At 33.8% G+C, this 11,289-nt stretch carries 14 protein-coding genes and 1 pseudogene; 14 read left to right on the forward strand and 1 reads right to left on the reverse strand.

The annotated features are described in order from the left end of the window. The 12 genes from QM481_RS24640 to QM481_RS24695 all read left to right on the forward strand — a co-directional run. The coding region (locus tag QM481_RS24640; RefSeq protein ID WP_283383767.1) for a DUF4240 domain-containing protein at positions 1–398 on the forward strand (398 nt) is incomplete at its 5' end. A 168-nt stretch (positions 399–566) separates the two neighbouring features. Continuing rightward, on the forward strand, positions 567–920 hold the full coding sequence (locus tag QM481_RS24645; RefSeq protein ID WP_283383768.1) for a hypothetical protein: 354 nt from the start codon (positions 567–569) through the stop codon (positions 918–920). A 134-nt stretch (positions 921–1,054) separates the two neighbouring features. Continuing rightward, positions 1,055–1,639, forward strand: a complete 585-nt coding sequence (locus QM481_RS24650) for a hypothetical protein (protein ID WP_283383769.1) — start codon at positions 1,055–1,057, stop codon at positions 1,637–1,639. A gap of 111 nt (positions 1,640–1,750) precedes the next feature. Beyond that, positions 1,751–2,290: a hypothetical protein gene (locus QM481_RS24655; protein WP_283383770.1), complete on the forward strand. Its 540-nt coding sequence runs from the start codon at positions 1,751–1,753 to the stop codon at positions 2,288–2,290. Positions 2,291–2,493: 203 nt separating this feature from the next. Beyond that, complete coding sequence (locus QM481_RS24660; protein WP_283383771.1) at positions 2,494–3,315, forward strand: ATP-grasp domain-containing protein; 822 nt, start codon at positions 2,494–2,496, stop codon at positions 3,313–3,315. Positions 3,316–4,038: 723 nt separating this feature from the next. After that, on the forward strand, positions 4,039–4,638 hold the full coding sequence (locus QM481_RS24665) for a macro domain-containing protein (protein WP_283383772.1): 600 nt from the start codon (positions 4,039–4,041) through the stop codon (positions 4,636–4,638). A gap of 234 nt (positions 4,639–4,872) precedes the next feature. Continuing rightward, the gene (locus QM481_RS24670; protein ID WP_283383773.1) at positions 4,873–5,886 is read left to right on the forward strand and encodes a hypothetical protein; all 1,014 of its coding nucleotides are present in this window, start codon (positions 4,873–4,875) and stop codon (positions 5,884–5,886) included. 60 nt (positions 5,887–5,946) lie between these two features. Next, the gene (locus QM481_RS24675; RefSeq protein WP_283383774.1) at positions 5,947–6,426 is read left to right on the forward strand and encodes a hypothetical protein; all 480 of its coding nucleotides are present in this window, start codon (positions 5,947–5,949) and stop codon (positions 6,424–6,426) included. A gap of 1 nt (position 6,427) precedes the next feature. After that, positions 6,428–6,940, forward strand: coding sequence for an endonuclease V (locus QM481_RS24680; RefSeq protein WP_283383775.1), 513 nt, complete (start codon positions 6,428–6,430; stop codon positions 6,938–6,940). 150 nt (positions 6,941–7,090) lie between these two features. Further along, positions 7,091–7,819, forward strand: coding sequence for a CPCC family cysteine-rich protein (locus QM481_RS24685; protein WP_283383776.1), 729 nt, complete (start codon positions 7,091–7,093; stop codon positions 7,817–7,819). Positions 7,820–8,118: 299 nt separating this feature from the next. Then, positions 8,119–8,715 carry a hypothetical protein gene (locus QM481_RS24690; protein ID WP_283383777.1) on the forward strand — a complete coding sequence of 199 codons (597 nt, stop codon included), beginning with the start codon at positions 8,119–8,121 and terminating at the stop codon, positions 8,713–8,715. A gap of 146 nt (positions 8,716–8,861) precedes the next feature. Beyond that, positions 8,862–9,554 carry a DUF6896 domain-containing protein gene (locus QM481_RS24695; protein ID WP_283383778.1) on the forward strand — a complete coding sequence of 231 codons (693 nt, stop codon included), beginning with the start codon at positions 8,862–8,864 and terminating at the stop codon, positions 9,552–9,554. Positions 9,555–9,635: 81 nt separating this feature from the next. Here QM481_RS24695 and QM481_RS24700 read toward each other — a convergent pair. Further along, positions 9,636–9,824, reverse strand: a pseudogene (locus QM481_RS24700) (IS1 family transposase); the annotation flags it as partial. 403 nt (positions 9,825–10,227) lie between these two features. On the opposite strand from QM481_RS24700, the gene QM481_RS24705 reads away from it, so the two are divergent. Together QM481_RS24705 and QM481_RS24710 are read left to right on the forward strand one after the other, a co-directional pair. Further along, on the forward strand, positions 10,228–10,794 hold the full coding sequence (locus QM481_RS24705; RefSeq protein ID WP_283383779.1) for a hypothetical protein: 567 nt from the start codon (positions 10,228–10,230) through the stop codon (positions 10,792–10,794). A 159-nt stretch (positions 10,795–10,953) separates the two neighbouring features. Then, a complete protein-coding gene (locus QM481_RS24710) occupies positions 10,954–11,202 on the forward strand; it encodes a hypothetical protein (protein WP_283383780.1) in 249 nt (82 codons plus the stop codon). Positions 11,203–11,289 lie beyond the last annotated feature (87 nt).

The raw sequence follows: 11,289 nt of genomic DNA on the forward strand, positions 1-11,289 counted from the left end.
AGAATCTTAGCAATTTCGGTTGGACTAAATTTGCTGCTTTTCATAATACTTACCTAAAGTTAAAAAATATCACACTTTTTAAACTTTTAATCCGTACTATTTTTGGGGAAGCTTACAAAGGTGAGAAGACATTTACAGAAACGCTCAAAAACCCTGACTATCTTTCTGACGTGGTAGACAAGCAAACAGAGTGTAGCTTTGAAGAATTAATGTATGTTGCGACAACTGCATTTGAACAAAAAACGGGTAAAAAAGAAGAAGATGATAGTTACCCAAGAAATGTTGCCTTTAAAAGAGGTTTTAATTATGATTTTGGGGCACCACCAACCAAAGGGACAAATTGGAAGACTGAACAATTACCCCAATTATATCCAAAATTGTGGGTTAAATTCAATTGATCATAAAACAGCTATCTCCAACATGGATTTGTAGCAGGTTTTGCAGATTTTAAGTATTTGAAAAATAGTACATCAATCAGCCAACCGAAATGGCTCCTACCGCAAGTTCTATTCTTTGTATGTTAGTATAAATGAAATTACTTATGAAATGCGAAAGTTGTAACACAAATGCTTTTGAAGTTGAGCAACTTGCTGGTATTTGATATTGGTTATAGTTATGATTTTGCAGAAGGTTTTGAGGCAAATCCAGGAATCTCGTTAAATTTCTTTGATAACCTTGAAGTTTTTAATGGTCGTGATAACCTCCCAGATGATATTGACGAATACGAACTTGCCTATATGGAAGGGTATCAAGAACTTCTAAAACTTTATCTTTTCTCAGGTTTAGTGGCTTTGAATGAAGTTTTCAAATCACTCAATGAAAAAGGTATTTTCAAGAAAATTAACACTAAAAAAGGGTTTATGTTTATGATAGGCGAACATGATATGGGAGAAGTTTTCCCAATTTATGCGTTAAAATAAGTCTAATCAATATTCAATATTACCAATTTTAGCGCTATTGAACACATCGTCTAGCGAGCAAAATGACCATCAACATTGGGAAATAATCTGTACTTCTGTTTTAGCTAACAAGAGCTTTGAACAAGGTTACCCTCATGATTTTCAAATCCCCTACCCTCCACAAACCCTGTGCTTTGGGCAACATTTTAAAGAATCCGATGAACAAAATAGAAGGCATACAAGACAAAAGTGATTATGAAGATTATTGGGACTTTATAAATTTTCACATTGATGGGTATTGGTTAGACGAAAAGCTTGACGAACTATATCCCGATAATTCATTTAAAGGGCTTATTCCGACACTTGTCTATTGGCTGGAACGAGAAGACGAAAAAGCAGTCGTTTGGGAAAGAATCTTGCCTAATGAAAACGAAACAACCATTTGCCCTATTCTAATGTGTCCAGATGACAACGACTTTTCTTGCACATTAATAGTCGCTGAAATTCGAAATTGTGGTAATTCAATACAATGGAAACAAATTGGGATAGACAATACAGAAGATTGGGACGCAGAGAAAGTTGGTTCGACAGTAAATTGGTTTGATAAATTCCATGAGCTTAATTTTTCCAAACAGGACTATCTGACAATGCTTGAAACATTTAAACAAAGACTTCCCATTGACAAATTACGTATAGAGAGCCATATAAAAGAGTGGAATGACAAAAAAACAAACGACTAATACAGGCTTTGCCTCAGGCGGGGTGATGTGTAACTTTTCAATTAAACATGAGTAATAGTTCGCCACTTTCCCACTCAAACGCAAAGAACTATTCGTTGTGTATGACTTAATATGACAACACGACCAAACATACATATCGTAATTGGGATAGTATTTTTAATTCTTACTTGGCTTTTTGTTGGACTTTATCGTGATGATGAATTTTATGAGTCAAGCTTGTTCACAAAATATCGCCCGACATTTAAAGTGAATTTCTATTCTCCAATAGGTATGCAGGACTTAAAGATTGAAGACTTGCCCACAGACAAAAAGATAGAAGAAATAGCTTTTCAAGAGTTTGTTATTGAGCGACACATTCAGAGCAATAGCACTGCCCGTCTTTGGTATGTGCCATTAATCCTCATTCAACTTACATTGACATTTTTTATTTCTGGTATTTTAAAAAATCAACGTGCTTTGGTTTATAAAAGATGGCATTTATCAACACATTTTGCGACTTGCTTAATAATAACTTCAATAGGACTTGGCTTTATTTTACGCTTTGACAACTTACTTTCGACAATAATTGGAGGGCTTTTAATATTGACAATTAATTATTTGATTCTGCTTTTGCTGACCAAGCGTTGGGGTGAAAAACGAAAAAATAAATAAAGCTACCCATAACAAGATGGTTTATTGATGTTGGACTAGAGGAACAAAACCCAACTTTAGTTTTTCAATTTGGCTAATGAATAAAATTTAGCAATATTGCCAGTATTCACTTTTGTTGCAGGCTGATGGAATGCTATTCCCAACTCTGCATAAGTCCTTCCCATTAGCGACAATTTTACAAACAACCTACACGACAATAAACAATGGAAACAGTTTTAGTGATAAACGGAGAAACATATTGGCAGGAATTTTTACCTGATTACAAAGTTGAACAAAAGAAAATTCAGTCAACAGAATGGTTACTCAAAGACAACCAACTTTTTGCTATTGACCAAAATGGCGTTTGCAAACCTGACAAAATTTTGTGGCGAGTTGGCGCAATTAGACCTAATGCAAAACACAAAACTGCCCTTGACCTAATTCAACTTTCGAGAATTCATTGCGTAAATTCAGCAGATGTTTTAACCAAAGGTTTCGATAGGCTTACCATGCTAAACGTCTTGATAGAATGTAAGCTTCCTGTAATTCCATTCAATGTAGCGACAACTTCAACTCAGCTAAAGAATATTGAAATCTCTTTCCCATTTGTAGTTAAAGCAGGAAATTATCACGGTGGTTTTGGGAAAGTTCTTGTAGAAAACGAAGAAAAATGGCAAGACATAAAAGATTTGCTTTTTATCTCTGAGGACTATATTACCATCGAACCATTTATCAATTACGACAAAGACATTCGATATTTAGCGATTGGTAACAAAATTTGGGCAATGGCAAGAAAGGGTAAATTTTGGAAAGCTAATGTTCAAACAACCGACTTTGTACTAATTGACCCAGAAGAAACTTTAATAGAACAAACAAAAAAATTACAAAGCTTTTTGAAAGCAGATATAGTAGCAATTGACATTTTAGAGGAAAAAGATGGAAACAGATATTTTGTAGAATACAATGACATACCCGGACTTTCTGGATTTCCAGACGAAGTGAAAATAGAGCTTGCAAACTGCTTAAAAAATAAACCCAGCTACTAACAAGGTATTATCCAATGTAGGGCTGACAAAACTCTATGAAACGTTTTTCTCAACTTGAACGGTGATATTTCTAGATATAAAATATTGCAGGCAATGCTGTCAGACAAAATTATCCGCTTGACTTGATAAAATATCCAAACATCGAAAACCCATGGCAAGTTGAGTTTCTGCAAAGACCACGACGTACTGACAACACTATTTCAGACTTCTTTTCGCCAAATGCCCCAAGTAATCAACTGGATATTTTGCGAGGTTTGGCATACAGTTCTAATTGAGTATTCAAGGGATAGTTTTACATCACAAAAATAACTTCTTGTTGGACAAGACATTATAATTTCAAATCCCAGCGCTGTTCAAGTAGACGAATAGCTATTAGATTTTCGGAAATAATTGTATCTATTCATTTTCAATCAAGAAAGGTTGCGTATGAACAAAAGGACATCTCTCCTACCCCACTAGTGCTGGCTTCCTAGCCAGTTCTTACCTAATCTAAGGATTCCAATCCTACGCAGAGATAAATTTAGCAATCTGTACATAAGGAGAACCTATGATGAATGTAAGGACAATTATGAGATTTTGGAGAGATTTTCTCTGGATAGAATCCAGAGAAAAAATGGGTACTGGCTAGGAAGCCAGCACCAGCGTGGTAATTATGAGCGCTGAAATTCGTCACTTCATCGAGCAACAAAACGTTACATCTCACTTTAAGCAGACCTTATAATTATGAAAATTATTTTAACAGATTTAGCTCCAAAACTCCTTGACGATTGGACAGAGTTCTTCGGTAACGAAGAAAATGTATCGGTTGTTGAGAGTGACATTACTAAAATTGAATGCGATGCAATTGTTAGTCCTACCAATTCGTTTGGTTTTATGGATGGCGGACTTGACTATGCCTTATCAGAAAGGTTTGGCTGGGACTTAGAAAAAAGGTTGCAAAAAATTATTAAAGAACTACCTGAAGGTGAACTTTTAGTTGGACAAGCATTAGTTTTAGAGACATACGATAAGATAGTTCCTTTTCTTATTTCTGCACCGACAATGCGTATTCCGACCAATTTCAATATTGACACTTCAATAAACGCCTACCTTGCAATGAAGGCAATTTTAATCAAGGCAAAAGCTGACGACAGAATTTCTTCAGTTGCAATACCTGGGCTCTGCACAGGAGTTGGGCGAATGCAACCCACGATTGCTGCAAGCCAGATGTTTCAGGCCTATAAAGAGATCATACTTGGACAAAAAATGGATTTTGCTACATTTGGTGAAGCACAAAAGTATCATTGGGAAATAAACCCACAAGGAATGATTTGGACTCATTAATATTTGCCTTTCGTTGGTTAATAAAAAGCAAATGCAAAACATTAGGTTTTATGAACGTTGGGAATGACTGTGTAATCTCTATTAACAGCAACCAGCAGACGAATATCTATCAATTCTTGTCCTTGGACTCATCAACACCTTTTCAATCAGCATCGGTTATGGGCAGATGAAATACTACTATCACATCTACACTAAGCCTTGAATGCTGCCTGCAAGCGTAACACAACCACCAACATGATCACAACTTTAAGAATAGTAGTACTCTGCTTACTTTCAACACCTACTTTTGGACAGACACTAAGACCAAATGTGAAATCTCTCGTTGACAGTATTATTCAATATGACAAGTTAGACGATATATACATAGACTATTCTGCCATAACATCAGAACGATATAGATATAGGCGTTTAAACTTATTGACAGAAATTTCCTCATCAAAAGAACTTTTGGAATTAACCGCAAATAAGAGTTCCGTAATTAAGTGTGTCGCATTTCAATCTCTTTGTTCAAAAGACAGTATTGATATTATTCCAATCGTTACATCGCATCTTTATGACACAAGTTTAGTTAGACTAAAACTAGGCTGCATTGGCTTACAACAGATGATAGGTGACTATTTTTTGCTGGCATTTTACTATTACCTATCAACTAAATCCAGCAGCTATTTCATGAATAATCATTCTAGGCTTGCAAATATTGATAGCCTATTATTGTACGACCCCAAAATGCGTCTTGCTATCAAAGAAGAGAAAATTAAAAGAATCAACAGCGATCCAAAATATTACGATAGGATAAGAGACATAGCTATAAATGAAAGAATTCCAGTTTCAGTTTTGGCATTGGCGAAATACAAAAAACAAAAAGATAAAGAAATTATCAAAAGTTATTTAAGTGAGGAGAAAACTCAATATTATGCAATTTGGGCAGTTAGAGAATTTCCAGACACAACGTTTTACCCATTGTTAGTTAAATTATTTAATAAGAAATGGAGAGAGAGGCACTATAATTACGCTAAATGGAGAATACTTTATCAGGCATTAGCACAATATCCAAATGAAAAAACATTAGAATTGTTTGATAAAACCATAAATGCAAGAAACAAATTCAAACAAGAGACGCTTGGAAGATATTTGACCATTGCGATTACAAAATATCCCAATACTCTATTTGACAAGTATCAAAATAAAGTTATGATAGATCCATTTCATAAGGATTCTTTAGTTGAGGAAGCAAATATTGAAGATTGAGGAGCATATAAAACATAAATCGTACAGCATCTATAATGCCAGAGCATTAACAACCATTTTATGGAACAGATACTAAGCATCAAAAATAAAGAAATTCGCTTTAGGTTTATTGAAGACGCAAATTGTTGGCAGACAAAAACTATAATTGACGGTCTGGAAATTGAGATAGAAATTGATATGCAATACCATAATGGTCATGAAATCGACTGGGAACATTTCAGAAATTTCTTCACATTTGTAAACCAAGAAAATAGATTTAGGAGCCTGATAAAGGACTCTAAAAATTTAGTAGCAGCATTAGGCAAAGCTTTTTTTAGAGACTGCTATGACGAAGTTTTTGACTATAAAATGCACTTTCACAATTCAATTTTGTATAACGGTAAAACAGAAGGGCAATTCACTGAAAATGGATATTCATATTCTTTGGTTTACATTTACTATGCAGAACGAGAAGATGGAATCCACGCTGATAATTATGCAAATTATTTAGTTGACATTGAAAATCATTTCATTATCGGAACCAGAAGACAACAATTTTAGTATGATTTTAGCTTTTGACACTTATTATTTTGACAACAAAGCAAAAACTGTTTCTATTTGTTTTGACGATTGGTCAGACGAAGAAAACTACAAAGTTGATACAGAAGTAATTGAGAATTCGGAGGAATACCAATCGGGAGAATTTTATAAAAGAGAATTACCTTGTATTTTAAGTTTGCTCGACAAAATTAAAACTCAAAATGTCACTACAATTATCATCGATGGCTTTGTATATCTTGACGATAATCAAAGACTTGGCTTGGGAGGACATTTATACCTACAGCTTCAAGGTAAGATACCAATAATTGGTGTTGCCAAAACAAATTTTGCAACATTAGAAAAAAATAAAAGACAACTTTTAAGAGGGAGTAGTATGAGGCCTCTTTACATAACCTCTATAGGAATAGACCTAGACTATGCTACCGAATTGATTAAAAATATGAAAGGAAATAACAGAATACCTACATTATTAAAAACCTTAGACACATTGACAAAAGAGAAAGACTGTGGCTAAGATCGGTTTGTCAATCTGGCAACAGAAGTACATCTATGAAACATTTGTATAAAATTTAACAACTATGATTTTATCGATTTTTGTACTTCATTTTCGTCATATCGCTAAGTCATTTCCCTTTATGAGCTATCAAAACCGACAAGAAACAGAATGACAATACTTTTAGATATTGACGGAGTTTTAGAAACGACACCTATTTGGCGACCAGTAGAAATCCATTCTGACGGATTTATGAAACTCAATGAAAAAGCACTGGAAAACCTATCAATCCTTCACAAAAGAACAAATGCTTCGATAGTTTTAACAACAACTCATAGAATAAACTATGACGAAACTAGATGGAAGGAGATTTTTAGATTAAGAGGATTGAATTTTGAAACAATCTCAAAACTAAATAACAAAACAGAAATAAGTCAATTATTGGACAAAGGAAGCGAAATTAAAGAGTGGGTTGAAAACAAAGGACAAGAACATAACTACGTTATTATTGATGATGACCAATCAATAAACGCATTGCCTGAGTATATAAAAGAACGTTGGGTTGCCACAAAACCATCAGTTGGTTTTGACAAAGAAGCATTAGAAAAGGCTTTATTAATCTTGACAGTTAACGCCAAATTTGCTTGCCCTTGTTGTGGGCACAAAACTTTTACAGAAAAACCAAATGGAACTTATGACATTTGCGATGTATGCTTTTGGGAAGACGACCCAATCCAATTTAATGACCCAAATTATGAAGGCGGAGCAAATTCAACTTCATTAAAGCAAGCACAAAAGAACTTTTTAGAATTTGGAGCTTCTGACCATGAGTTGAGGCAATATGTACGACCTCCAAGTAAAGAAGAACCCAAAGAAAAGGGGTGGAAACCATTCGAATAAAAACAGCAGTTGGGCAAATGGGCAACAACCAATATATTAGAAATTATTATTTGACAATAATCTACAACTTATCTCGTAAGCTAATAGCCGGTAAACTCATTTCTAAAATATCAACAGGAATTGTGACTAAAGCTGAACCAAAAACGGAATATCTAAACATTTTTTCTGAAAATATAAAGACGGTTATGGTGACGCTTACCATTTTGACTCTGACCGTACAATAGACTAAAACTACCAACCTAGTCTTGACCATTAGTACTATTTAACCTAAACAAACGTAAATAATAACAAATACAAAAATGAGAGTTTACCTATTTCTGATATCACTTTTTTTGACTTCAACTGTTTTTGCTCAAACTAAAAAAAATATAGTTGAAGAGACTTTTGATAAAGTTAAAAATAATTCGAAAGTTGATAAAAGTGATTCCACCTGCTTCAATCTAGCACAAAAAATGTATGATGAAGTCCTACAAAATGATGTCTCTGAATTAAAAAAAAGCACTTTAAAAGAAATTATTGAATATCAAAAAAACAAAAAATCGAAAAATACATACTTATTTTCTGTATTACTGTTTTATCAGGAAGTTATTACAACATCATCTGAACAAAAAGCATCAAAGCCTGAATTACAAAGAGATATTATTAATTATTTAGAAAAGGAGTTTTTGGACATTTATAATAAAATTCCAGTACTTGTTTATGTGTACAAAGTTGAGACGTTACATTTATTTGATAACAAATTAGAATTAAAAAAATATATCGACGAAGGGCTTAACAACTATTCTAATTCCATTCCATTGAAGTATTATAGCTATAAGTATTTAAATGAACAGACCTATAAAGAAGAATTAATGAAAATAAATAAAAAACATTGGTTAGTGAATATTGAAGAATAATGCAGGCACTACTCAACCTAAGTTGAAGTGCCGACTTAGAGCATTATGCTTCAAAATCTACCCGATTGTATAGTCCGAAACACTATAAAACAACACCTAATTTATGATACCAATACACCTTCTGCCTTACAAACTTCTGAAAACTCATGAATAGAACTACAGAAATATTAGCAATACATACAGTAGAACAAGTTCCCAAACTTGAAACAATTAGAGCAATCCCGCGAAATCGGACATTAAAACTTGTTTTTGAAAAAGAAGTTCAAGCACAACGAGAAGTAATCGGACAAAATCTAAAAAATCAACTTTTAGACTTTCAAGTTGGAATACATACCATTGAACCAGTAATCAATATTTCCAAGCTTATAACAGACAAAGAAATTGAGGATAATCAAGCCTTTTTTGAACAATGTGCCAAAGATTATCGACAATTAGGAGAAGAGTTGATTTATAAGCTAGTTGATGAACTGAACCTCGAATTAAATAAGGACTTTCCACTTGAAACTTTTAATCAACTAATTAGAGAGAAAAGAGGAAAAGGACAAGTGAGTGATTGGACATACTATGTTCACGGTTTTCATTGTTCTTTTAACAATATTGAGACAGGACAATATATAGAAGTCTCTCTTGTTTTTGGACTTGAATTTGGAGTGTTAGATCCATTATTCTTTATGGACTTTGTAAAGTCTACCTCGAAATACCATCCATTACCTGTGGGAATTTTTGAAGATTATGCTGATGGACTTAGGATCAACCAAAGAATGTTATCTCTAGGAAAATTCGAAAGAATTAAATCAAATATTGGGAATCTTTTTGGAACAGTGGTGACTGAAAGATAAAAATATTTTACATTCAATTAGATTGAAAAAGGTAAATTTAGGTTTTGAAACAAACATCTAGGATATTTAAAATCGGTAGTTCTATAAATGTAATGTTTTACACTGTTTGTTATAATGGCAGATAAAGTATTTAATGGCACCTATATGATTATCAATTGACTTTGAAAAACTCAAAGTAAGTCTTGCGAATCTGGAAGAGCGTTGTCTCAATGTGCCATTAAACCTTTCAATATAGGCTGTCAGCCCACTATCCTTACCAACGCTAAAATGGTTTTCTCCACTAGTGCTGGCTTCCTAGCCAGTACTTATCCAATCTAAGGATTCTAATCCTATGCATAGATAAATTTTTAATAAAGCAATCTGTACATAGGGAGAACCGATGATGAATGTAAGCATAATTGTGATGTTTGAGAAAGATTTTCTCTGGAAAGAATCCACAGAAAAAATGGGTACTGACTAGGAAGCCAGTACCAGCGTGGGAACGCTGACCTAGCCTGAGTTCATTTTAACAACTCTATAACAAATCAATAACACTTGAGTGACAGCAGGAAGCAAGTAGAATAAGGTAATTTTGTAGAGTGAGCAGCATGAAAATTATCGTATTAAAAATACCTCTTTTATGCTTCGATATTCTTTACAATCCGTTCTATTAAATTAAAAGCAGACAATAAATATGAAAAAAATCATTTATATGCTGATTTTATCACTGGTTGTGGTAAGTGGGCTGGTATTTGCCAATCGTGAAGCTAAAAATGTAGTTTCTAAAAAGCCAATCCCTAAACCTCTCTCTGTTGCTGAAAGGAAAGCTGCCCTGAAAAAATGGGAAGCTACCCCTGATGGTATCATGTTCAAACAATGGGAGGCGTCTCCCTCAGGTAAAAAAGTGTATGCTGGCGAAGCTAAGATCAGGAAGCATTTAAGGGCTTTTTCTGATATGGAAGCTGTTGTAACCTCTCTTTCTCTTCCGCCAGGCTCACGATTAGGTTTCGGGATAATGGTCAAAATTAATGGCGAAGATTATATTCTTAGTTTTGGAACAGAAAAGTCAGACAATACTATTTTTAATTCTAACAATGAATTTGAGCAATTACATAATCTGAAGGTTAACGACAAAATAACGATAAGAAGCCATAATGTATCGCATGCACCCAAGTATTCATATCCAATAATAGCGGGCGACTATGTTGAACAAAATCATAACGTAATTTATAAACGTGCGCCTCGCCAAGGCGGTTGCTAGGCAGACAATTAGCATTCAAGGGTTTATGGGACTAGTATTCAACCCCATAAACCCTTAATCGCAAATAGGAATTAGTATAAATTTCAAATAACTCCCAATTTAGCTTCGATTACCTATCAGAAACTAAAACCATAAAATATGGTATTAAAGAAGTCAAGTATGAAACACACCTTAATTCTCATTGTCATATTTTCTCTACTAGGATTAATAAGTTGCAAAAAGCATCCTGTTGAATTTATCGCTGGAGGAAATGATGTTGCAGATATTCGTCTGACACTTAAAGTCAATAATACATTTGATTTAGCATTTCGTTCTATGCTTGACTCCGAAGACACTGTTTCAATTGAAAATAAAAAGTATATTTTTACTGGTACATGTGTAAGCTTCCCCAAAAATAGTACGGATTAAAAGTTTAAAAAGTGTGATATTTTTTAACTTTAGGTAAGTATTATGAAAAGCAGCAAATTTAGTCCAACCGAAATTGCTAAGATTCTT

Origin of the sequence: Flectobacillus rivi (assembly GCF_030056655.1) — a bacterium.
Taxonomy (GTDB): Bacteria; Bacteroidota; Bacteroidia; order Cytophagales; family Spirosomataceae; genus Flectobacillus; species Flectobacillus rivi.

Coding starts and splice junctions, on each gene's coding strand:
- QM481_RS24645 (WP_283383768.1), top strand. CDS start 567: ATGCTTTTGAAGTTGAGCAACTTGCTGGTATTTGATATTGGTTATAGT.
- QM481_RS24650 (WP_283383769.1), top strand. CDS start 1,055: ATGATTTTCAAATCCCCTACCCTCCACAAACCCTGTGCTTTGGGCAAC.
- QM481_RS24655 (WP_283383770.1), top strand. CDS start 1,751: ATGACAACACGACCAAACATACATATCGTAATTGGGATAGTATTTTTA.
- QM481_RS24660 (WP_283383771.1), top strand. CDS start 2,494: ATGGAAACAGTTTTAGTGATAAACGGAGAAACATATTGGCAGGAATTT.
- QM481_RS24665 (WP_283383772.1), top strand. CDS start 4,039: ATGAAAATTATTTTAACAGATTTAGCTCCAAAACTCCTTGACGATTGG.
- QM481_RS24670 (WP_283383773.1), top strand. CDS start 4,873: ATGATCACAACTTTAAGAATAGTAGTACTCTGCTTACTTTCAACACCT.
- QM481_RS24675 (WP_283383774.1), top strand. CDS start 5,947: ATGGAACAGATACTAAGCATCAAAAATAAAGAAATTCGCTTTAGGTTT.
- QM481_RS24680 (WP_283383775.1), top strand. CDS start 6,428: ATGATTTTAGCTTTTGACACTTATTATTTTGACAACAAAGCAAAAACT.
- QM481_RS24685 (WP_283383776.1), top strand. CDS start 7,091: ATGACAATACTTTTAGATATTGACGGAGTTTTAGAAACGACACCTATT.
- QM481_RS24690 (WP_283383777.1), top strand. CDS start 8,119: ATGAGAGTTTACCTATTTCTGATATCACTTTTTTTGACTTCAACTGTT.
- QM481_RS24695 (WP_283383778.1), top strand. CDS start 8,862: ATGAATAGAACTACAGAAATATTAGCAATACATACAGTAGAACAAGTT.
- QM481_RS24705 (WP_283383779.1), top strand. CDS start 10,228: ATGAAAAAAATCATTTATATGCTGATTTTATCACTGGTTGTGGTAAGT.
- QM481_RS24710 (WP_283383780.1), top strand. CDS start 10,954: ATGAAACACACCTTAATTCTCATTGTCATATTTTCTCTACTAGGATTA.